Origin of the sequence: Paenibacillus kyungheensis, assembly GCF_028606985.1 — a bacterium.
Classification (GTDB): domain Bacteria; phylum Bacillota; class Bacilli; order Paenibacillales; family Paenibacillaceae; genus Saccharibacillus; species Saccharibacillus kyungheensis.
In genome coordinates, this window is the sequence record NZ_CP117416.1 from 1,061,006 (window position 1) to 1,086,424 (window position 25,419).

Here is a 25,419-nt window from a genome sequence, read left to right on the forward strand (position 1 = left end):
CTTTTTTTATGTACAAATGGTAGATATAAACAGATCATGCTGAATTTGAAGGAGGGAATACAAATGTATTTAACAATCAAAGCAACCGGAGAACATGCGAATATGATCTCGCATTTATTAGCTAAAAATCCACATAACCTTTACGACCGTACCGAAAAAGGCGCTAGAGTGCGGTTGGTGTATACGTCTTCTGAGCCACACGATACAGAAGCTATGTTATTTGTTACCCCTGATCCTATTGAGTTGGTCAAAGGCACTCCAGATCATTATGATATTACACAATATATCAACGATCGTGAATTAGCTGTTAGTAGCTTATTTTGCAGTTATATTCGTCCAGCATTAGGAACAGCACTCAATGGCAAGCCCAAAGCAGATTATATGAATTGGGTAGATTATCAATTTGACTTACAAATGACATTTGGGCCGGTGGCTTCTGATTTGCCAGATCATGTTGTAGAGTCGTTGTTCCAACCGCTTGGTTATGAAGTGCAGATGGAGCGCGGGGAGATTGATTATTCATTTGATCTCAAAAACCGCAGTACAGTCCGGCATATTCAGATTAGCGGGCAACAAACCTTACAACAGATGCTACGGCAAATATATATTTTGATACCAGTTCTGGATAATTATAAACATTATTATATCAATGAAGATGAGATTGAGCGCTTACGGCGTTATGGAGAAGGGTGGTTATCCACACATCCACAGCATGATTTGATGATTAAGCGCAGTCTACGATTTGCACCGTTAATTAAAGAATATGAACAACAAGTAGCCAATGATGCATCTATGGATACTTTATCAACAGAGATATCAACACATTCAGTAGAAGATGCTACAGCGCAAGCAGACTCTGCCGAACCGCTCGAAATAATCGATGTTTTAGAGACTGACACTGAACCGCCTGTAGTGAGATTAAACGAATTGCGTTACCGTGCGATCGTCGAACAAGTTAGTCTATTGCCACAGCGTAAGCAAGTGATAGATTTTGGAGCAGGAGAAGGTAAATTATCTGTTCGTCTTGGGCAGATTGAAGGAGTCGAACAGGTCTGGGCGGTTGAACCTTCGATGCAATCTCAATTACGAGCGATTGATCGCTTTGCCAAGTTAGAAGGACGTACCGATGATGTGATTCCTGTGATTACTACCGGTTCATTATTTTATCGAGATGAACGCTGGATCGATCAAGACGTCATTATTTTATGCGAAGTGATCGAGCATATTAACGAAGTGCGATTGCCACAAGTCATCCACACGTTATTCACAGATTACCGTCCACAGACTTTAATTATTACAACACCGAATCGAGAATATAACGAAGTCTATGATATGGATACAGAAGAGATTCGTCATGCTGATCACCGTTTTGAGTGGACGCGTGCAGAATTTGAACAATATTGTACACAGTGGATACAAAACAGACCGTACACCTTTACGATCTCAGGGATCGGTGAAAAGCATGAACAGTATGGACAACCAACACAGATGGTTGTATTTCACAGAACAGGAGGACAGCAGATATGACCGGGCAAATAACAGAGCAACGCAATGATTCAGCTACTTCTCCTATACAGATTCCTTATGCAGGCATCGTCCTGTTAATGGGGGCATCCAACAGTGGAAAAAGTACGTTGATCGAGCAACTCAAACAACAACAAGTGATTGCAGAACATGAAAGTCTGTCCTCTGATCAATTTAGGAAAATAGTTGGTAATATCGATTATATTGATTGGCGACGACCGTCTCGTGAAGAAGGCGAAGTGATGTATCAACAGTACAAACGTATTTCGGATCAGGCATTCAAAGTGATGCAAGATGTATTGATCGCTCGCTGTCGCTTAAATAAATTAACGATAGTGGATGCCACTCATTTACAACCGGAAGATCGAGCTCTCTATATCACATTGGGGAAACGATATCATGTACCTGTAATATTAATTGCACTTGATATATCAGATCAGACTTTAATAGAACGTGATCGTAATCGTGAACATCCACGAGGGCGACAACGTGTGAAGCAACAAGCACATCAATTTAAAAGAACAATAAAAGGGTTGCGAAGCGAAGGATTTGGCGTGGTGCATGTGATCAAAGAACACAAATATGCTGATATACAGTGGCAACGATCTACCAATCCGATGTTGATCGAACTTATGACAGGTATTGATGTTATTGGTGATATTCATGGTTGTTATGACGAGATGATCGAATTGATTCAGCGTCTGGGTTATACAGTTGATAAAGAAGGATTATATCGTCATGCTGAAGGACGCAAATTAGTATCGGTTGGCGATATTATGAGCCGTGGACCGAAATCACTTGAAACGATGATCTTCTGGCAAAAGCATTTAGATGCAGACCTAGCATGGATGGTCGATAGTAACCATGGCTGGAAGATCGCTCGTTATTTAGAAGGCAGACAGGTCACGATGAATCATGGTGATGAACAGATTATTGAAGCGTTCCAGCAATACGAAGCGGAACATGGAGAAGAAGAAACGTTATCGTTAAAAGAAAAGCTAAAACAGATGTTGTTATCTACACCTTCGCATCTTGTATTTACCCAGCAAGGTGTTCAGCGTGTCGTTGTAACTCATGCCGGGATTCGAGATGATTTTATCGGTAAAAACTCCAAACGAATTGATGATTATTGCCGTTATGGAGATATTGAAGGAACCGATGAAGCAGGCAAGCCGATTCGTAAAGACTGGTTTGTAGATCATACTTCAGGGGAATGGATTATATGGGGACATGATCCTCGTCCACAACCTACGACAGTCCATCAGACGATTAATATCGATCAAGGTGCTGTATTCGGTGGGATGTTAACCGCTTATCGTTATCCAGAACAGACATTTATCAGCGTTAAAGCGTATGCGGATTATGCACAAGATCCGAATAGCCCACTTGTTCGCTGGGAAGAAGGACGATTCGCTCCGCCTTCTTTATCACGCTTGATTGATGGGTATACGGTGCAGACAAAGGTCTATGGAGAAGTGAAAGTACGAAGTGAGTTTGTCAAAACAGCATTAGATACAACTTCACATTATACAATTCCTTTAGAAGAATTGATCTATATTCCACCAACGATGACACCACCGCCACAAGCGGCAGTTGCTGAGAATTATCTAGAACATCCAGCAGAAGCTATACACTATTATCGTACCCATGAAGTAGACACGATGATTGCCGAGAAAAAGCATATGGGTAGTCGCGCTATTTTGTTATTATTCCGTAATGAACAAGCAGCTATACCTTATATCGGTAGACCGCTTCATGGAACAATTTATACACGTACAGGTAGAGCTTTTTTCCAGACCGAGCTAGAGCGTAAAGTCTTGATTACTTTACAACAACAATTAGAAGAAGCCGGTTATTTTGCAAAGTATGAGACTGAATTTGTATTGATGGATGCTGAAATTGTACCGTGGAATCTTAAAGCACGTGAACTGATTGCTTCTCAATACGGGCATGTCTCTGAAGCGGCTACGATGGATCGAGATTATATTGTGAATCAATTGCGCAAAGCTCAAGGCGCGGGTATAGACGTAAATGAATGGATTCAGGAATGGACAATCAAACAGCAAAATGCAGCCATTTTCCGCGAAACGTTCCAGCAATATTGTTGGGATACTGATGGTATGGATGGGATTCGAATTGCTCCTTTTCATATTTTGGCACATAGTACGAGATCTCATATGGATCAGACTCATCAGTGGCATATGGAGCATGCAGAAGAATTAGCACAATACAGTGATTGGTTTATGGCGACAGAGTATAAAGTGATCACAGATACTGCTAGTGAACAAGAAGTGATAGCATGGTGGCAACAGTTAACAGAAGATGGACATGAAGGTATAGTCATTAAGCCCGAGCAGATGATTATGCATCATCGTGAACAGTTGATACAACCTGCGATCAAAGTGCGAGGACGCAAATATCTGCATATGATCTATGGTATCGATTATTTGCATCCGAATAATTTGAGTCGTCTCAAACAACGTAAAACGCGTAAAAAAGAACGCCATGCGCTAATGGAATTTGCATTAAGTGTAGAATCGGTAGAACGATTTGTCAGACGTGATCGTCTGGAACAGATTCATGAATGTGTATTAGCGGCATTATCGTTAGAATCAGATGCTGTTGATCCACGATTATAGATTGCATTTGTAGAACTAAATTAACGATTAAAATAATCTCAAAATCACTGAAGGAGTGTGAATACAGTGGCTTTTCAAGTCATAGATGGTGTACGTGTCTGGGGGGAACCAGATGCAGGTGCACTAAGTCAGGCGGTAACTTGCGCGCAAACCGGCAATGTCGTCCAAGCTTTATTAATGGCAGATCATCATAAAGGATATAGTCAACCGATCGGTGGAGTGGTAGCTTATGATGGGCAAATCTCTCCGTCAGGTGTAGGTTATGATATCGCTTGCGGAAATAAAGCTGTTCGCACAAATCTGATGGCGGCAGATGTATTGCCGAATATCAGCAAAATTATGGATGGGATTGCAAATACGATTTCATTTGGAGTAGGACGTAATAACAAATATAAAGTCGATCATGAATTGTTCGATGATCCTGATTGGGATATATACAAAACAGCAGGTGATCTCAAAACGCATAATCTGTTAAAAGAATTAGCTCATAATCAATTAGGAACAGTAGGTAGTGGTAATCACTATGTCGATTTATTTGTCGAGCCTGTTAGTGGCAAGCTGTGGATCGGGAATCACTTTGGAAGCCGTGGATTCGGACACAAAACAGCCAGTGGATTTCTTAATTTAGCCGCAGGACGAGAATTTCTTGCCAAAGCACCCGGTGAACATATGGATCAACCGCCTGTACTGCTAAATATGAATGATGAATTAGGAGATATGTATTACCGCGCGATGAAGCTTGCTGGACGTTATGCTTATGCAGGTCGTGATTATGTCATTCAAGAAGTGCTGAAAGTGTTAGGAGCAGAAGCGGATTTTGAAGTGCATAACCATCACAATTTTGCATGGAAAGAAATGCATAATGATCAAGAAACGATCGTTATTCGTAAAGGCGCTACGCCTTCTGCACCTGGTCAATTAGGATTTATCGGTGGAAGTATGGCAGATATCTCAGTAATTGTACGTGGTAAAGACAGTCTTGAAAATAAAGATTCCTTCTATAGTACGGTTCATGGTGCAGGACGAGTAATGAGTCGTACGCAGGCGGCAGGGACAATGAATTGGAAAACACGCACTCGTTCCGGTGGACAGATTAGTCCGGAACAGATGCAAGTAGCAGTCGCTGATTTTGGCGTAGAATTGCGTGGAGCCGATACCGATGAAAGTCCATTTGCATATCGTAAGCTACAGACTGTACTGGATGCTCATCAAGAAACATTAGATATTCTGCATGTACTTCGACCAATCGGTGTATGTATGGCAGGCGCAAATGAATTTGATCCGTATAAAGATTAATATCATATTTAGAATATAGATGCACTTTCCTAAGAGACTTTTACTGCCATCACAGCAGTGAAAGTCTTTTTTATTGAATTTTAATTACTTAATTGCGTTATTTTTATATAGAAAATAAGTGCGAAATAGTCTAATATGTTCTTGTAACTCATTCACGAATGTAGCATAATATAACATATGATTATGATACTTAAAATTGACAAATCGAAAAAGAAAATCATATACTAAATAATGGGCATTTTCACAAAAATTAAAACTTATTTTATACATAATTTATCCTGAAAAATGAATATACATACACTATACCTGTACATGATGTTGAAATGTCTGCTATTGATTTATTCCATTATAAGAAAGGAAGCGAAGCTATTGATTCGAAAATCATTTTATATGTTGTGGGGGACACAGACCGTTTCGAATATTGCCGATATTGTATATTTACTGAGTCTGATTACGCTCGTATTTACAGCCACCGGTTCGCTTGTGACCACAATTCTAATTCCATTATTTCGAATGTTATCTAAGATTGTGAGCGGATTAATTGCTCCATTGGTATTAGCCAAATACCGTCTGACTTCTATATTAATGGTATCGCAATTCGGGCAATTTGTATTATTTTCAGGTTTGATCTTTTATTTAAATAGTACAACGACACCTGCGTATTTGATTATCTTTTTGATCGTATTCGGGATGTCTTTTCTAGATGGATGGACAGACCCAGCGCGCAATGCTTTGATTCCGCGGTTAGCGTATGATGAAGGACTTATGAGAGCAAATGGATTTATGTCGATTAGTGATCAGATTATCAAATGTGCTGGTTGGGCATTGAGTGGTCTGATTGTAGCGATTATTGGCGCAATTCCAACGATGTGGATAACAGCAATTTGTTATTTGTTAGCGATGGTGTTTACCGCATTTATCCGCGATCCATATGCTTCTCCGCGTACAGAGCCTTCAGTGATTGCTGTTACAGCCGAAGATACTCTAGCAACAGAAGTAATCTCTGAATCACCAGCAAATACCACTTCCCGTTGGGAGCAATTATCGGAAGGATGGAGAGTGCTAGGGCGCAATCGTCGTGTTCGAATGTTAGCGATTATCGATAATATTGATACACTTGGTGGAGCGGCATGGATTGGTGCATTTGTACTTGCTTTTGTAGTACAAGTGTTACATCAAGATGCACGCTGGTGGGGATTTATGAATGCTTCCTTTTTTGTAGGATCGATCGCAGGAGGAATATTTGTTGTAGCCAGAGTGAAAAAGCTACAAAAAAATGCGTTTCCAGTAATGTTAATCAGCCTACTGGCTTATGTGATTATTACGATTTTCTTTGCTTATAATACGGTACCATTGATTGCATTGATATTGATCGGCTTGTCAGGCTTACCGGTACAGATCGCAGGAGTGATTCGTCGGACATTGATTCAGCAAAATTTAACACCTGCTGAAACGCCTAATGTGATGTCCGCTTGGAGTGTACTGAGTAATCTTACATTTGCGATAGCGATGTTATTGTTAAGCTGGTTTGCAGATACATTCGGTATGAGCAATATGTATTTACTCGCAGGTCTTTTAACACTCGCCGCTATTATTATGGGCTTTGTCAGCCGTGCTATTTTCCGCGAAGATTATGAAGGTTATCTACAGGATAAAAAGTTGGCGACTTCCAAGTATTGATTCATTTGTAGCATCATCGTAACGATCTAATTTTGTTCGAAAAGCTAATAATCTATTATCAAGGTTATTGACCATGATCTCTAGGAAACAAAGTAAAAGCCTGTTCTTACTCCGCATCGTGTGGGAATAATGAACAGGCTTTTTTGTATAATGATGAAATGAATAAAATTTATTCAAGTCTATATAAGAATCGTTACAATGTTATACGCCTGAGTACGCCATAAATCCACCATCGACAGGAACGGTAATCCCAGTTACAAAACCTGAAGCCTGCGAATCGGCAAGCCAGAGTAATGTACCCAGTAGATCAGACGGTTCACCGAATCTACGCATCGGGGTATGAGTAATAATTTTATCAGCACGTTCGGTATAAGAACCATCTTCGTGTTTGAGCATTTTCGCATTTTGATCGGTTAAGAAAAATCCAGGTGCTATCGCATTTACTCGAATCCCTGCATCGGCAAAATGTACAGCTAACCACTGGGTAAAGTTATTAATTGCGGCTTTGGCAGCACTATACGCCGGTACTTTGGTCATTGGCGAGTATGCACTCATGGACGAAATATTGATCACTGTTGCACCTTCGCGATGGATCATATTACGTGAGAAAATCTGGGTAGGAATCAATGTGCCGATCATATTCAGATCAAGTACATCGCGGAATCCATTGAGTCCAATATCGTAAAAAGTCTGTTTGGAGACATCATTCAGATGCTCTTCTCGAAAAGATTCTTCTGTCGTATTCGCATCAGGATGATTCCCGCCTGCACCATTAATAAGAATATCGCAAGCTCCAAATTCAGCCATCACTGTAGCTTCTGCTAGAATCACATTGTCCTCTTTGGTTACATCACAGGCTACCGCTATCGCTTCTCCGCCAGCATCACGAATCTCAGCTGCTACCATTTCACCTTTGGCTAATGTACGATTTAAGATAGCAATTTTGCATCCTTGTCGTCCCAATTCGTAAGCCATGGTGCGACATAATACACCTGCTCCGCCTGTAATTACGACCACCTTGCCTTTAAGATGAGAGTGTAGTGGAAGTTCACTTGCTTCTGTTTCGGTAGGTGGTTCGCCAGCTGTTTTTTCAGCAGAACGAATCACTTCACGTAACGTTTTGTCTACAAGCGCATTCCCTGTTGAAGGCTTGGTAGGCGCGGTTGGAGGGACATCGGCAGCGAATAATGTATCTGTTTCTACATCTGAAGTAGGTTTATGATGATCGTCTTTTCCTGTAAAAGATTGGCTCAAAGGTATCCCTTCCTTTCACATAGTGCTTCTTTGGGTGTTACAACGTTCAAGAATGCTTATATTGAAATGAATCCCACAATCCCCATAGATACATAATACCCAAAGCACGGTCATACAACCCGTAACCCGGTCGACATTCTTCATTCCAGATATGTCTGCCATGATCCGGTCGGCAATATCCTGTAAATCCTTCTTCTTGATATGCCTGTACAATCCCTGTTAGATTCACTGTGCCATCTTGTGTACGATGAGACGTTTCTGCAAAATCGCCGTTCTCTTCGACTTTGACATTACGCAAATGGGTAAATGGAATTCGATCCGCAAATTCATGTACCATCGATACAATATCATTTTCTGGGTTAGCTCCAAGTGAACCACTACATAATGTGATGCCATGTGACGGACTATTATACATTTGCAAAAAGCGCCGAATATTATCCTGACTGCGAATAATACGAGGCAGACCAAAAATCGACCACGGTGGATCATCAGGATGAATGGCCATTTGGATACCATTTGCTTCAGCGACAGGAATAATCTCATCCAAAAAGTACTGTAAATTATTCCACAAATCCTCTTCGGTAAATCCTTCATAAGCTTTGAACAATTCGGTTAAATGGGTTAACCGTTCAGGTTCCCAGCCGGGCATCGTTAACGCAGAATTGGCATTGATCTGGGCTACTAATTCCAGTGGATCGATATTTTCGATTTTACTTTTTTCATAAAAAAGAGAAGTAGAGCCATCTGCCGCAGGACGATGTAGATCGGTACGTAACCAATCGAAAATAGGCATAAAATTATAACAAATGACCTGTACCCCAATTTCAGCCAAATGGATAATGGTTTGTTTGTAATTGGCAATATACTGATCGCGTGAAGGCAATCCAAGCTTGATATCTTCATGAATGTTAACGCTCTCAACAACATGCGTATGTAGACCATAACGATTGGCAGTCGCCTGAATCTCATGAATCCGTTCTTGCGGCCATACTTCACCAACAGGCACATCATGCAGTGCCCAGACAATGCCTTCGACTCCGGGAATCTGCCGAATCTGTTCTAATGTGACGGTATCGTTATGCTCGCCGAACCATCTGAATACCATTTTCATTACGATAACACCTCCAACGTTTATAGTGCATATCCTGAATTGTATAAAATAAGTATAACTATAACAATAAAGTAAGAATATTCATTACACAACAACGAACTTGCCCGCCAGTAGGAGAGCAAGTTCATAGTTAGGCTTTCCATTCGGAAGGCATCATCATTTGATTTTTGCGATAATGACTGGGCGATATACCCGACCAGCGCTTGAATTGCCTGCTAAAATGAGCAATATCACGATACCCCAAAATCGAAGCGATATCTTGTATCGACATTCGTTGATCGGACAATAATAATTTGGATTTGTGAAGCACAAGATTAGATAAGTAGCTACGTGGAGAAATCGCAAATACCTGATGAAAAATTCGATTGCAATGAGAAGGGCTGATACCTAGTTCTGCTGCAATATCATCAATCCCATAATGAGAATCAGAAGTCGCTTCCAGTTGAGCAATATTTCGATTAGCTATCCCTTGTAATCGAGCAGCAATCTGATGTGCCATCTCGACATGAGCATAACTAGCAGGAGCAAGACCAGCCGCTTCATTAGATATCGCTTCCCAAAGGACACCAAACAATTCAAATACCGCAGCTTGCAGATGCATTCGACGCGTAATGATATGTTCATCTGTCTGTTCGATAGGATTGGCAATTTTGAGTAAGTATGGTTGCATCGCTTGAGCTACTGCACTGGATTGTTTGAACATAACTTGATTCAATCGCTCTAACAAAGATAGAAATAAGCGATCATCAATATCGAAATGAATACAAAAATACGTAAAAGACTGTCCTTCGATCGTGCGACTGGAATGAGAAGTACCGGGTGGGAGAATCATCAGATCGCCGTTTTGCTGAACATAACTTTGAGAGCCAACAGTCATTAATTGTTGACCTTCTAACACATAATTAATCTCATATTGTGGATGATCGTGAATAGGATATTGCCAATCTGTACTGACAGTACGCAAGTGAATACCGAACAAATTCATTGTTGTCTGCACATCGGGAAAAATGGTCTCAGCTAGACTTTGTCCCCATTCGGGTGGAATAAAGGAAGTAGACATGGACAACCTCCAATCTCACTATAATGCTTGATTTGGGTAAATAGTGGAGCGATTTGGCAATGGTATTACAGAATGTAGTTTGTTAGGATAAATCTGAACTATTAAGGTAATTACTGATAGCATACACGGATACTTATCAAAATGAAAGGGGTTACATGAAATGATAAAAAATTCATTTTATAATGTACAACATTCTCCAATCGGTGCATTTGCTAGCTTCACATTAGGATTCAAAGGAGCCAAAGGAGGACTGGGTCTAGAACTTGGCAAACCAGCGGATGAGAATATCTATATCGGATTACAATCAAGAGATGGATCTACGTATGAAGCACTACCTTTTTTTACTCAAGTGGAAGATGAAAGTTCTCGTTATGATGTAGAAAAGGAAAAACAGACAAATGATTCGTCAGCAATATCGTTAGTTCATTATCAAGACGAACAAATCGAGCGTACCTTAGATATAGCTACAGATACATGGACAGCTGGCGATCTTACTTTTAAAATTTATTCTTCTGTGCGTCCTGTTCCTGATCCTGCACATGCAAGTGACGAAGAACTCCAATCAGCTATCGTTCCTGCTGTATTTGCCGAAATGACGATTGATAATACAGAAGGTAACACAAGCAGACGAGCTTTTTTTGGATATGAAGGAAGTGATCCTTATCGCTCAATGCGTGTCATTAGCGGAGCAGATGATCAAGCAAATGATGTATATGTAGGGGTAGGACAAGGAAGACAGACAGCAATTCTATGCGATGATCCAGAGGTAACTCCAGCACTTGGATTTGGTATTGAAAAAGTATTGCAAGAAACATTTGCTAATAATTTATATTTTGGTCTAGGGATTGTAGGCGCGCTCCTGATGGATGTACCCGCAGGGCAAAAGCGTACTTTCCGGTTAGCGATCTGCTTTTATAGAGATGGAATAGTGACTACAGGAATAGATACTTCTTATTATTACACCCGTTATTTTAAGCGTATAGAAGAGGTAGGTACATATGCGCTACACAACTGGGAATCGTTGATTGATGCTTGTGAACAAGCGAATAAGTGGATTGGTGAAAGTAACAAGCTTAATCCAGATCAGCATTTTATGGTGGCACAATCGATTCATAGTTATTATGGTAGTACTCAATTGTTACAGACAGTCGATCACCAACCGCTCTGGATCGTGAATGAAGGTGAATACCGGATGATGAATACACTTGATCTTACTGCTGATCAATTGTATTACGAGTTGATTATGAACCCGTGGACTGTACGTAATGAATTAGAACTTTTTGTCGAGCGATATAGCTATTATGATCAAGTGTGCTTTCCACAAGATCGGACAGCCTATCCAGGTGGGTTATCATTTACACATGATGTCGGTATAGCCAATCATTTTTCTCGTCCACAGTATTCAGCTTATGAATTAGCAGGGATTGATGATTGTTTCTCTTATATGAGTCATGAAGAATTGATCAACTGGCTCTGCTGTGCATTAACGTATATCGAGCAGACCAAAGACCATGATTTTAAGCAAAAATATATGAATATACTGCAAGATGGATTGCAAAGTATGCTTCACCGGGATCATCCAGATCCAGAGCAACGTAACGGTCTGATGGGATTAGATAGCGATCGTACACAAGGCGGAGCTGAGATTACAACGTATGACAGTCTAGATGTATCGCTCGGTCAATCTCGCAACAATATTTATCTAGCAGGTAAATGCTGGGCAGTCTACTTGGCATTAGAAAAATTATTTGTTGAGGAAGGGCAGACGGAATATGCAGAACAAGCAGGAGCACAAGCAGATCGCTGCGCTGTAACAGTAACGGCTCAGTTGAATGAGCAAGGGTATATCCCAGCAGTTATAGGCGAAGGCAATGATTCGCAGATTATTCCAGCGATCGAAGGATTGGTATTTCCTTATTTTACAGGCTGTGCCAAAGCGCTTGAACGTGATGGACGATTTGCAGATTATCTTCAAGCACTGCATACTCATTTGAATACTGTATTGGTCAAAGGAACATGTTTGTTTGATAATGGCGCTTGGAAATTATCATCGACAAGTAACAATTCATGGCTTAGTAAAATCTATCTGTCGCAATTTATAGCACGTGAGATTATGGGATTAACGTGGGATGAACAGGGACTTACAGCAGATGCTGCTCATGTAGAATGGCTGACCCATCCAGAGTATTCTTACTGGTGTTGGAGTGACCAGATTATATCCGGCATTATTAGCGGTAGCAAATACTATCCACGCGGAGTGACTTCGATCCTCTGGTTATGGGAAAAAGGGGACGGTAAACTGCGTACACCTGAAGCCTTATCTCACCCGATAACATCAGCTCAGATATAGAAAATGAAGTCTTTCAAATAATATTATGTATATAAAAGGATTAAATCTATTTCTCTGCTAAGACTACACAGAGGATTAAGATTTAATCCTTTTTACTATACTTCTTTAAAAAAAGGCATAATCTGCATATCAAAAACAAACTCTTTTTCCTGTAATTGATACTTTTCAGCCAGTTGAGGTCCACAAGAATTTGAGCCAACGCCACTCATTTTATAATCCAGATGGATAAACGTTTCTGGTCGGCGAATCAGTTCATAAGTATGTTTTGCCTGCATGATGTCTGTTGTCGTGTAATGAGAAGCATTGAAAGAAAAAGGTTGAGAACCTGTAAAATAAAGCCCGGCACCCATCGCTTGCGTAGCACTCATCCATTGCGTTTCAAAGCGTGATCCATTTTCCTGAGGCATAATATAATGGTAAAAGAGATCATCGACTGTTTTCTTATATTTGCCAAAACGTGTACTGTGATGCTTATCTATATAACTTTCATGCGGGCCACGTCCAAAATAATCTATATATTCTGTTCCTGCGGGCATAGCGAGCAATAAGCCAAACCGGGGTAGAAATGGAGCGGTATCCAGTACACTGACTTTGACTTTGAACTCTAGTCTGCCATCACTTTGAATCGTCCACCATGCTTCACCACGCAACACAGGATATTGACTATAAGAAGACAGTGAAAAAGAAGTAGTAATGATCACTGATTGCTCTGCTACACATGACCAATGGCTATTATACACTTTGGTTGCGAGATGATCGTACCCGTTATCTAACCATTTTTCTTTGATATGCATATCGTTATCAATCGGTGCTCTCCAGATAGTAAATGCTGTCGGCTGTTGCAGTAATGGAACTCCCGATTTGCTCCATTCTGTAAACTGTCCACGTTCCAGATCATAGACGTAACGGAAATCTATACCTTCAATAACTAAGCGTCCATAAGATTCGTTAGTCTGTAATGGATGATCTACCAATAGATGATATTCAGAATCGTTCTTGGTAGAAAACTCTGTTATCGCTACAGGATCAACAGGAATATGGAATTGAGCAAATGCAATCTCATAACCGATCGGCGCCCAGACCTGTTCTGTATTTGTCAGCACAGAGAATGTAAGATAACGCAGAGGATGAGTATTGTATTGCAGAGCAGAAGTAGGAACAGTGATCGTAGCCGAATGCTGTGGAGCGATAGCAGGCATAAGTATAGTTCCTTGCTCGATAAGCAGACCTTCATCTTCGATTTTCCAGTGTAGTACCAAGTGAGATACATCGGTGAAATCGTATAGATTGGTAATGCTAAATTGATTCCCGATAGCAGAGCGTGTATTTCCTTCTACTGTAATTAATGATTCAATACGCACAGGAGCCATAATTTGTTTGAGTTCTAATAATCCTGCATGTGGCTTACGATCAGGCGACACCAGACCATCGATACAGAAATGACCATCGTTAGGCTTATCTCCAAAATCTCCTCCGTACGCATAATACGATTGCCCGTTTGCACTTACTTGAGCAATACCATGATCGACCCATTCCCAGACACAGCCACCCATCAATTTGGGATAAGCATAAATAGCATCCCAGTATTGCTTCAGATCACCGGGTCCATTTCCCATAGCATGACTGTATTCACAAAGAAATAAAGGCTTGGTATTGTTGTTATCACTAGCATACGCAATAATCTCAGCAGGCGAAGTATACATACGACTCTCTACATCCAGAACGCTTACATCTTCATGCCCTTTGTATATAGGCGCCGCACCTTCATAATGGACTGGACGAGAAGGATCGCGTTCACGTGTCCATCTAGCCATCGCAATATGATTGATATCGTAACCTGATTCATTGCCCATCGACCACATGATTACAGAAGAGAAATTTTTATCGCGTTCGATTAAGCGTACTGCACGTTCAACAAAGGATTCTTTCCAGTCAGGATTGACCGATAATTGATGAAAAGCCCCATCAGCAAAATCTTCAGGAATACCGATACCATGACATTCTAGATCGACTTCATCGATCACATAGAAGCCATATTCATCACAATACTCCATAAATTTAGGATCATTAGGGTAATGAGAAGTACGAATCGTATTAATATTATGTTGTTTCATTAACTGTAGGTCAGTCAGCATATGTTGAAGAGGAATCGTCTGTCCAAGCTCAGGGTGAGAATCATGACGATTTACCCCTTTTAACTTAAGCGGTTGTTTATTTATCTGAAATACACCATCTTCTGTAATCTCAATCTGACGTAAACCTACTGCAAATCGCAGAACTTCTTGACCGGATTTGATATACAAAGTATACAATGCAGGAGATTCTGCATTCCAAAGAATCGGATGAGTGATCTCCATAGTGACCGTTGCAGTCTGATCTATTAAAGCGGTTGTCGTTAATAATTCGGAGCCATCCGGTGCCAGCAGAATCGCTTGCACTTCCAGATGTTCGTTTGTGGTTACCAGTGTAGAACATTCCAATTGGATATCGAGTCGGGCTTGATGGTAATGATCATAGTCATAATCCAACGACTGCTGTACAAATACATCACGTATATGTTGAGAGTCACGTGTCAGCAGGTAAACATCACGAAAAATTCCGTTATAACGCCACATATCTTGATCTTCCAGATAAGAACCATCACACCATTTTAGTACCAGTACAGCGATACGGTTCACCCCTTCTTGTAAATAAGGAGTAACATGAAATTCAGCAGGCATACGGCTACCCTGACTGTATCCGACAAACTGTCCATTGATCCACAAGTACATACAAGATTGAACACCTTCAAATGCAATATACGATTCTCGTTCTTGCCAGCCTTGTTGCAAGCGGATTTCTTTTACATAAGCACCGGCTGGATTCTGATCTGGGATAAAAGGAGGATCACAAGGAAACGGATAACTAAGATTCGTATAATGTTGTTGATCATATCCATTGGTCTGCCAGCAAGAAGGAACAAGCAAAGAATCCCATGCGTGCACATCATATTCTGGCATAAAAAAAGCAGGTTCTACATCTCGCACTGTACCATAATAACGGAATTGCCAACCACCATTTAGAGACTGGTAAAAAGGAGATTTTCCGCGTTGACGAGTATGTGCGCTTGGTATATCAGCATACGGAATATAATAAGATCGGGCAGGTTCACGATTCACTTGCAATACATTCAGGTCTTTCCAATAGCTAGGAATGGTCGTATTCATAGGGAAGAGGGCTCCTTACTGGATTGAAGTGCGTACTGGCTAACCAATTCAGCAAATAAACTATTTGCCCATGCAAACCACGGGCGGGTAAACTTTGTAGGATCGTCTTTGTGAAATCCTTCATGCATAAAGCCTGTATCGGCATGAGTGCTAGCGAGAGTATCGAGAATTGATTTTATTTCTAACGGATCGGTCGAAGTGAGTCCTTGCATCGACAACGCAATATGCCAAATATAATCAGTCGGTGTATGCGGGCTACCAATGCCACTTGCGGCTATACCTGTAAAATAATAAGGGTTGTGTTCACTCAATACAAATGCACGTGTATTCTGATATACCTTATCCTCGACAGCACGATAACCCAAATAAGGAATAGATAACAAGCTAGGGACATTGGCATCATCCATTAGATTATGATTGCCTTGTCCATCTGTTTCATAGGCATAGATTTTGCCATATTGCGGATGAATCACAGTACCATAATTTTCGATTCCAAAATCGATTTCTTCTTGTAAACGCAAAGCTTTGGTTGCCAGACGCTCATCATGATACATGTCGATTGCAATTTCTGCCATATAACCAAGCACAACCGAGGCGAACATATTAGATGGAATCAGATATCCAAATGTACAAGCATCATCACTAGGGCGAAATCCTGACCAGGTCATACCTGTATATGAAGTAGGCATACCTTTACCTTGATTACGAAGTGTATCCGAAGGAGGGCAATTTTCGCGCATAAATACATAAGGAGAATGATCATCATGATGTTGTTCACAACGCCAGAGATCGATAATCCGGTGGAGCACGGTACGAAAAGATTCATCAAATAGATCTGTACGTCCTGTAGCTTTCCAGAACAAATAGCTAAGTTGAATCGGGTAACAAAGGGAATCAATCTCATATTTACGTTCCCATACCCAGCCGTTTAGTTCTGTCAGATCGATATCATACCGATGATCATTATCTTCGATATTAAAAGCATTTCCATAAGGATCAATCCCGATATAAAAGATCTGGCGACGAATTACACCTGCGATCATATCAGCCACTTCAGTATCATGTACAGCGACAGGCAAATAATGCCGTACTTGAGCTGTGGAATCTCGTAACCACATCGCTGGAATATCGCCTGTAATCACAAATGTACTGCCATCGGCTAATCGTTGTAAGGTCGTCTCATACGTATTGGCATAACACTGACGGAACATCCCCTGTAATACAGGCAGATGTTCCAATTGTTGTTCAATGTGTTGAATATACGTATTCATTGCTGTTGTCAGTGGCAAAGGGGGCTGAGTATTCATAGGTTATCCCCCTTGAAGCGATACAAGAAAAGTACGAATCTCATAAGGTGAGATTTCTAGCGATAATGGAGTATGATGAATTTCTCCAATCGGTTGTTCCATCAGATTACATTCTTGCCAGCTATCAATAAGAAGATCACTCGTAATATGAAGAGGGGAACGAATACCACCGTATTCATGAATACGAAGCACAATCAGATTGTGATCTTCTGCTTTTTTGACTGCATCGACCATAACGTGGGAAGCGGATAAAGTGAACATCGAGAACGATGAACGATCTGTATTGAATACTTGAGCTTTGCCTGAAGCAATCTGGCAAGGTTGATTTAACGCCCAAGCTTCTTGAACAGTATGACCGGTTAACCAATCTCCAGCATGAGGATACAGTGAATACGTAAATTCATGTTGTCCATAATCTGCATGAGGATCAGGATAGATGGCTGATTTTAGTAATGATAGACGCATCACATTGTCTTTAATATCATAGCCATACTTACAATCATTCAGCAGACTCACTCCATAATTGCGCTCTGATAAGTCTGCCCATTGATGACCTACACTTTCGAATCGTGCCCAATCCCAACTGGTATTCCAGTGTGTCGGACGTTTTACATTACCGAATTGGATATCATAAGTTGCTTCTGTAGATCGAATCTGTACAGGAAATGCAACTTTGAGTAATTTTTGACGTTCTTTCCAATCGACATGTGTCTGGAAATCGATCCGGCGACTGCGAGCATATACGGTTAATTGTTGCGTAATTACTGTCTCATCATACTGCCAGACAAATTCAACAGTAGTCTGTAATAGACCTGTGCTTAACAGACGTACCGAGATGAGATGATTGATTTCTTCCATTTTTTCTTGATAAAAGATATCGATATCCCAGGAGTCAAAGTTCATAGGCTTATCTTCAAATAATTGAAACACATTACCACGAGCATCAGGAGCAAGCACCTGACGTACATTTTCCAAGTCCATAATACTTATCAGTTGTCCTTGTGCATTCCATTTTAATTCATAATAAGGAGTGACCAATGTACCTTCTTCATATAAGAAAGGAATAGAATCTACCATACCGTTATCGTCGGAAGTAGCTATAGTCTTGTAATGAATTGTACTTACACCGAGTGCAGGAATAGTCGATGTCTGTACAATCCAGTGATCATCGGTACGTTGTGCTTGCAGTAGATGTTGTTGATCGTCTGTCCAGATATAATCTTCTGTTCCACATAAAGCAAATGGAATATGAACAGCAGGGGAGACTGCCCAAGAAGAACTGTTAAATACAGTGATACTATGATCGTCGGTTGTTGTTAATGTGGTGGAAGCAGCTGACCAAGCTTGTTGACCGATCTGTAACGCTTCGGCATATTCTTTGGTACTATCTTCATACACTTCTGCAATTGAAGATCCAGGAATAATATCATGGAATTGATTGCGTAAAATAATTTTCCAACCTTCATTGATTGACTGTTGAGCGTACGTCGACCAGTCTGTAGCAAGTACACTACTGAACGTTTGTAGCCATTCTGTTTCCCGATATAATAACTCTAATTTACGATTCATTTTTTTGTTATAGGCTTGACTAGTATAGGTTCCCCGGTGATATTCAAGATACAGTTCACCATCCCATGTATGCACATAACGATCGGTATGATCAAATGTTGTATTTAACTGTTCAAAATAATCATCAGCACGCCCGGTAGTGACTTGAGGAACACCCGGTATACGATCCAACTGACGACGAAGTTCTAACATTTCACGTGTAACGCCACCGCCGCCATCACCATAGCCATACGATAATAGAAGGTTCTGATTCACTTCTTTATCCTGATAACTATTCCAGATGCCTTGAACAGTCTGAGCTTCGATCAATCCGTTATAGGTGTAAAAGAAAGAATTGCCATCTTCCCAATCATCCGGTGTGGTTATAAAATGAGTTAACACTTCTGACCCATCAATCCCACGCCATTGAAAAGTATCATGAGGCATCCGATTGACTTGATTCCAACTGATTTTGGTCGTCATAAATGTATCAAAACCTGATTTTTTCAAAATCTGCGGTAACGCCCAGCTATAACCAAATACATCGGGTAACCATAGATAACTGCTGGATACGCCAAATTCTTGTTCAAAAAAGCGAGTCCCGAATAAAAATTGCCGTACTAACGATTCGCCAGAGGTTAGATTACAATCCGCTTCTACCCACATCCCACCGCCAGCTTCCCAGCGACCTTCACTAATTCTTTCTTTGATTTTCTCATAAATATCTGGATAGTCTTGCTTAATATACTCATACAGTTGCGGTTGAGTCTGAAGAAAAATATAATCTGGATCATGTTCCATTAAACGAAGTACGGTCGAAAAGGAACGAGCTGCTTTTTCGCGGGTATGCTTTAAGCGCCATAACCATGCTACATCAATATGGGTATGTCCAAGAGCTGTAACAGTCACCGGATGATTCTGCTTCATCGTGGTCAATTGTTGATCTAATTGATCGGCAGCGATATAAACCGATTCATAGAAAGAATCTGAGCCGGGATTCGACCAGTTGATATGGTGAAAAGCTTTATCCAGACATTGCAGCAATGCGGAACGCTCATATACTGTGGCTGATAAGATCGTAATCGTCTGTAATATCGCTTTGGCTGTATAAAAAAAGGTATCGACTTGGCGATCTAACCATGCGATCTGTGATTGCTTTATCTGATGATTCATTTCGCGCGGAGGGCCACCACCTTCAAGCCCTGACCATAAACGAAAATCTAGTCGTGCTTCACCAGAGTAACCTACAGGTAAAATCATCTCGATATGATTACTATCTACACCTTGATAAGGTTGATGATTCCAATAAGCTAACGATTCAAATCCACCATTGTTACCGCCTTCTGTAATACCGAAGTCAAATAATCCAACTACTGTACGATGACACCATTCTACAGGAACGTTAATAGAGGCAGAGAGCCATAGATAACGGTCTCTGCCTTTCCAAAAATCACCTGTTCTTATGCTTGTATTTTGATGGTTTAACGTTGCTGTTGGAGGACGCATACCATTTTCACCTATAATATCTTCGATGGCGATATACTCGGGCACTTCAAAAGCATCCCGATAACGAAGTGGTTCTAGTTGCTGTAGACGTTTTTTTAATTTATCTTCTGTGAAAAACATAGTGTGCCTCCCTTGATCAGACAATAACTTCCCAATCGTCTGCAATATGTCCAGCTTGTCTGGCAATAAAATCTTCTACGCCTGCTTGATCGGGTATACCGGTATTGCCACCATAAGCCGATACAGAAAGTGCTCCACAAGCGTTGCCATATTGTAGACATTCTCCTCTATCATGCCCGGTCAATACGCCATACATATAACCTGCATTAAAACTATCACCAGCACCTGTCGTATCTACAGCTGTAATCGTATACGCAGAGCGGTAGACCATATGATGCTGTTGAACAGAAACCGCTCCGCGTGAGCCCATTTTAACAACCAAATGTTTCGCATGTTGCGACATTTTGTTAATCGATTCACGAATCTCGGTACAACCGGTATAATGTAGTGCTTCAAGTTCATTAAGAAAGAAAATATCGACTTCTTTCATAATTTCAAAAATACCGCTATACCATTCACCACTATCATCCCAACCGACATCGAACGAAATCGTAGCACCAAACGATTTGATTTTTTTGATCATTTGTAGATAAGCATCATGATTACGACTACCTTGATAGCCAGTTAAATGAACATGGCGACCGTATCGCATACTGTTTTCGTTCAAGTCTTCCATACGCACTTCAGCATTAGAGCCCATATAAGTGATAAATGAACGATCATGTTCAGGATTGATCGCAATCGAAATGCCTGTATTATTTTCTTCACTCTGACGAATATAAGAAGTATCAATATTCAATTCACTGAATTCATCCAAAATAAAACGACCGTAGTAATCACTGCCCAGTACCCCGTTAAAAGCAACTTTAAGCCCCATTTTGGCAAGTGCCATCGAGAATAGAGCAGCACCTCCACCAATATGAATAAGCATATTTTTCACAAACACTTCTTGCCCTGGAAGAGGTAGCTGATCACTTCCTGCGACGATCAGATCGATATTAGCATCACCGATAGAGACAACATCGTATTGTTTTTCGTTCAATGATAATCCCTCATTTATTTAAGGACATAGCGCATCCCGATTTTTGTACTTTATTTCTGTAGGGTGATCGTCCAGCAGTAGAGATCGTGGAATTATCCTTTGACCGATCCGACCATAATACCCTGTACAAAATACTTCTGAATAAACGGATAAACTGTAGCAATCGGCACGACTGAAATAATAACCATCGCCATTTTCATCGATTCGGTCGTTACCGAGTTGCCTGCGCTCATCATCGCATTCATCGATAAGTTTTTGCGCATCGCTTCGGCTGCGGTTAACATCTGTTGCAATATGGTCTGTAAAGGTCTTAATTTCTCATCAGTGACATAAAAGGCACCTGAGAACCAGTCATTCCAGTGCATAACACCATTAAACAAACAGATAACGGATAATACCGGCATACTAAGCGGAATATAAATGCGGAATAACACCTGAAAATCATGAGCACCATCGATCTTAGCCGATTCTTCCATACTTTGATCTATCGATTGGAAAAAAGTACGAACCAGAATCAGATTCCATGCGCTATACAACGTAGGGATAATGTATACCCAGATCGTATTGTTCAAGTGGAACATTTTCAAAACCATAAAGTAAGGAATAATCCCACCATTGAACAACATCGTAAACACGATAAATATACTGGCAATGCCTACACCGGGTAAATTTTTATTTTTGAGTGCAAAGGCTGCCATAGAAGTAAGCAATACACTTAGAAATGTTCCTAAAATCGTACGAAATAAAGTCACTTCCATACCTTGTAGTACCGCTGGATTTTTGAACACTTCTACATAGTTAGATACCGAGAAAACACGAGGCCAAAAAGCAATCCCACCGAGTGAAGCATCTTTACCATCATTCAAAGAAAGCGCCAGAATATTGACCAGTGGCATAAGAATGACCAGACACAAAACCACCAGTAACATATAGTTGATTGCAATAGCTATGCGCTCATTGAGCGGTGCTTTGCCTACTGCTTTATCCATCTGCATAACCTCCGCAGTTTTAATTTGATAGGGGATGGTTACACATCCCCTAAGCAGTTCAGTGGTAGATCACAGCATATATTTTTAGAAAAATGCATCAATATAGAATACAACTGAAGAAGGATCGGCATTGTATTTATCTTGTAAATATTTCTCGTATTGCTCGACACCTGCATCTTTTAACTGTTGACGATAATCGTTTAACATTTGTGTAGCTTCTGTCATATCTTTAGCAAAAAATGCTTGGACTAACACATCTTTGTAGGAATCGAGTACAGGTTTGAGCGATGCTTCAATATCAGGAACTTCGGCTAAATAAGAAGCGGCTGTGTAACCATCCCAGTATTTATATTTTGGATTACCATAATTCATCAATTCAAAATACAGTTTGTACCGTTCTGGCTGGGAATTCGCACTACGAATCAATTCACCAAAGTCTTTGTTGTTATTGACATCAGTTTTGCCAAGTAAGCTACCCCAGAAGTAAGGAATGGTATTGCGTTCTTCGCCTGGATTATTTTTCATTACATCCAGTACTTTATCAGTGTAGATATATTGTCCTTTATCATTGATTTTGTAATCTTCGCCTTCGATCCCATAGTTCCAAAGCGCTTTTCCTTCTTTGCTTGCAAGGTAATCCATATACTGAATAATTTGCTCTGGATTTTTGGTAGTAGAAGGAATGGCTACCACTTGACTACCGGATTTTTCTTTTTCATAAATGTCTGTTTCGCCTTTGTAATTTTCCATCTGATCCATCGGCAAATATTTGGTTTTCTCAAACATTGTCAATGAATCTGGAGCGATATTCATATACGAAGAAATAGCATAAGAGCCGTTATTGTATGCTTCTTCAGCACGTACACCATCCATATTAAAAGCTTCTTTATCCAGTAGACCGTCTTTCAACAGTTTTTGTACAAATTCGATACTTTTGAGAGCATAATCAGTTTCAGCTACATGTTTGACTTGTCCATTTTCGACATCAAATTGTGTACCATTACCGAAGTCAAAGTTTTTGAATAATGTACTGGTAACTTGACCGCCCCATTTACGTGGGCCAATAACAGTGATTGGTTTACCATTGTTATCTTTAAAATTTCCAGCTTTGATTTTGAGTGCTAGATTGTATAGATCATCTTGTGTTTTGATTTTGGAAGGATCGACATTTAATGCCTTGGCGATATCTGCACGAATCCATAGTCCTGCACGATAGTGAAGACGATCTTCATCGGTTGTATTTTTGGCAGGGATATTCATATGAATAAAGTATACTTTGCCGCCAAATTCAGGACGGAACATAACATTTTCTTTGGTATCACGAGGTAAGAATTCAGGATCAAGATAGTTTTTGAGTACTTTGGTATTTTTGAGGTAAGGGCTCAAATCAGTGAATAGACCTTCACGAGCACCTTTGAGAAGTACATTCATTTCCGGGCGACCCCCATGATCGAGATACGCTTCGATCACATCGGGCAAATCTCCTGTTGCTAGAGCTACTGTTAACTCTTGTAGTCCATCAGCCGCACCGCTAGATTGCCAGTTGATCGTCATGCCTGTTTTTTCTTTGATTTTGAGTGCAATCGGATTCCCGACTTGATCATCTGGTAACTGTGCACCATCACCTTCAAGAAAAATACGTCCTGTTAAATCACGATTAGCGATAAATCCATCTTCACCGCTTTTGCGACCGTCAGCGGCAACGTCACTTGTTGCTTCACTACCACTGCTGTCTGAAGAACAAGCAGATAACAATACAACCATAAACAATAAAAGGCAAAGCGTAAGTGAAGTGTGGCGTTTAATAGTTTTCACAAAAATCACTCCAAATGGTTTATTGGACTACCAGAGACTTGCTTCATTTTTGCTAAAGCGTTTAACCAGATAATTGGTTACAATAACGAGAATTAAGCCCACCAGACCTTGTAACAAACCGACAGCTGCACCATATCCATATTGTCCTTGCATCATACCTACTCGCAATACATACGTATCCAGAATATCGGAGTAATCAGAGTTACCTGCAGTACGAAGTAAATAGTTCTGTTCATACCCTGTAGTTAACAGACTACCAATATCCAAAATAAACAAAATCGCGATAGTAGGACGGATCGAAGGCAATGTAATATGCCAGATTTTGCGCCACTTGCTTGCGCCATCCATTTCAGCGGCTTCGTATAAAGTAGGATCTATTCCTGCCATCGAAGCCAGATAAATGATCGAACCCCAACCGATATTTTTCCAGAGATAGGTGAGGAACATAATCAGATAGAAGTACTTGCCATCCATCATGTAAAAAATACTACCGTCGCCACCGAGAGCAGCTATAAATTGATTGAAAATACCATCGTCAGGAGCAAGGATTTTATTGGTAAAAGCGGCAACAACAACCCATGAGAGGAAGTAAGGGAGATAGGAGATCGTTTGGGTTATCGATTTGAATCGTTTGGAGCGAACTTCATTTAACATTAATGCTAGTAGGATAGGGAAAGGGAAGTACACAATAATTTTGAGAAAACCTACAATAAATGTATTCAAAATCAATTGAGTAGCATCAGGATAAGAGAAAAATAATTTGAAGTAGCGAAGTCCTACCCAAGGACCTCCGAACATCCCGGCATTGAATCGGAATTCTTTAAATGCCATGACCAGCCCTGCCATAGGAAGGTAGGAGAAGATGACGAAAAAGATAAGACATGGTAGCAACATCAGGTACAGATAACGGTTCACAACAATCGTTTTCCATAATCCTGATGAAGATGCTTTTTTGCTTTTCGTTGATTTTTTGGGAACAGAATCAAGTTCGGCTTGCATAGCACTACTCCTTTCATACTGGCGAATACACAT

General features: G+C 40.5%; 15 protein-coding genes. 5 read left to right on the forward strand and 10 right to left on the reverse strand.

The window, feature by feature from the left end; all coding sequences use genetic code 11:
- Positions 1-63: 63 nt before the first annotated feature.
- The 4 genes from PQ456_RS04675 (at position 64) to PQ456_RS04690 (ending at position 7,139) form a co-directional block, all read left to right on the forward strand.
- The gene (locus PQ456_RS04675; protein ID WP_273615093.1) at positions 64-1,527 is read left to right on the forward strand and encodes a 3' terminal RNA ribose 2'-O-methyltransferase Hen1; all 1,464 of its coding nucleotides are present in this window, start codon (positions 64-66) and stop codon (positions 1,525-1,527) included.
- Complete coding sequence (locus tag PQ456_RS04680) at positions 1,524-4,163, forward strand: polynucleotide kinase-phosphatase (protein ID WP_273615094.1); 2,640 nt, start codon at positions 1,524-1,526, stop codon at positions 4,161-4,163. The genes PQ456_RS04675 and PQ456_RS04680 overlap by 4 nt, the downstream gene beginning before the upstream one ends.
- 66 nt (positions 4,164-4,229) lie before the next feature.
- Positions 4,230-5,459, forward strand: a complete 1,230-nt coding sequence (locus tag PQ456_RS04685) for an RtcB family protein (protein ID WP_273615095.1) — start codon at positions 4,230-4,232, stop codon at positions 5,457-5,459.
- A 369-nt stretch (positions 5,460-5,828) separates the two neighbouring features.
- Complete coding sequence (locus PQ456_RS04690; RefSeq protein WP_273615096.1) at positions 5,829-7,139, forward strand: MFS transporter; 1,311 nt, start codon at positions 5,829-5,831, stop codon at positions 7,137-7,139.
- Positions 7,140-7,340: 201 nt separating this feature from the next.
- Here PQ456_RS04690 and PQ456_RS04695 read toward each other — a convergent pair whose 3' ends face one another.
- The 3 genes from PQ456_RS04695 to PQ456_RS04705 all read right to left on the reverse strand — a co-directional run bounded on the left by PQ456_RS04695 (position 7,341) and on the right by PQ456_RS04705 (position 10,564).
- A complete protein-coding gene (locus PQ456_RS04695; RefSeq protein WP_273616239.1) occupies positions 7,341-8,243 on the reverse strand; it encodes an SDR family oxidoreductase in 903 nt (300 codons plus the stop codon).
- Between the two features lie 196 nt (positions 8,244-8,439).
- On the reverse strand, positions 8,440-9,504 hold the full coding sequence (gene uxuA / locus PQ456_RS04700; protein WP_273615097.1) for a mannonate dehydratase: 1,065 nt from the start codon (positions 9,502-9,504) through the stop codon (positions 8,440-8,442).
- A gap of 130 nt (positions 9,505-9,634) precedes the next feature.
- Positions 9,635-10,564 (reverse strand): helix-turn-helix domain-containing protein, encoded by a 930-nt coding sequence (locus PQ456_RS04705; protein WP_273615098.1) that lies wholly within the window; start codon positions 10,562-10,564, stop codon positions 9,635-9,637.
- 160 nt (positions 10,565-10,724) lie between these two features.
- Between PQ456_RS04705 and PQ456_RS04710 the strand changes: the two genes are divergently transcribed.
- Positions 10,725-12,914, forward strand: a complete 2,190-nt coding sequence (locus PQ456_RS04710; protein ID WP_273615099.1) for a glycoside hydrolase family 52 protein — start codon at positions 10,725-10,727, stop codon at positions 12,912-12,914.
- Between the two features lie 95 nt (positions 12,915-13,009).
- On the opposite strand, the gene PQ456_RS04715 is transcribed toward PQ456_RS04710, so the two are convergent.
- The 7 genes from PQ456_RS04715 to PQ456_RS04745 form a co-directional block, all read right to left on the reverse strand.
- Complete coding sequence (locus PQ456_RS04715; RefSeq protein ID WP_273615100.1) at positions 13,010-16,120, reverse strand: glycoside hydrolase family 2 TIM barrel-domain containing protein; 3,111 nt, start codon at positions 16,118-16,120, stop codon at positions 13,010-13,012.
- Positions 16,117-17,427, reverse strand: coding sequence for a glycoside hydrolase family 125 protein (locus tag PQ456_RS04720; protein ID WP_420540640.1), 1,311 nt, complete (start codon positions 17,425-17,427; stop codon positions 16,117-16,119). Before PQ456_RS04720 ends, PQ456_RS04715 begins: the two co-directional genes overlap by 4 nt.
- Positions 17,428-17,430: 3 nt before the next feature.
- On the reverse strand, positions 17,431-20,601 hold the full coding sequence (locus tag PQ456_RS04725; RefSeq protein WP_273615101.1) for an alpha-mannosidase: 3,171 nt from the start codon (positions 20,599-20,601) through the stop codon (positions 17,431-17,433).
- A gap of 16 nt (positions 20,602-20,617) precedes the next feature.
- On the reverse strand, positions 20,618-21,583 hold the full coding sequence (locus PQ456_RS04730) for a carbohydrate kinase family protein (protein ID WP_273615102.1): 966 nt from the start codon (positions 21,581-21,583) through the stop codon (positions 20,618-20,620).
- A gap of 92 nt (positions 21,584-21,675) precedes the next feature.
- Positions 21,676-22,572, reverse strand: coding sequence for a carbohydrate ABC transporter permease (locus PQ456_RS04735; protein ID WP_273615103.1), 897 nt, complete (start codon positions 22,570-22,572; stop codon positions 21,676-21,678).
- A gap of 84 nt (positions 22,573-22,656) precedes the next feature.
- A complete protein-coding gene (locus tag PQ456_RS04740) occupies positions 22,657-24,387 on the reverse strand; it encodes an extracellular solute-binding protein (RefSeq protein ID WP_273615104.1) in 1,731 nt (576 codons plus the stop codon).
- Between the two features lie 27 nt (positions 24,388-24,414).
- Positions 24,415-25,386 carry an ABC transporter permease gene (locus PQ456_RS04745; protein ID WP_273615105.1) on the reverse strand — a complete coding sequence of 324 codons (972 nt, stop codon included), beginning with the start codon at positions 25,384-25,386 and terminating at the stop codon, positions 24,415-24,417.
- Between the last annotated feature and the right edge of the window lie 33 nt (positions 25,387-25,419).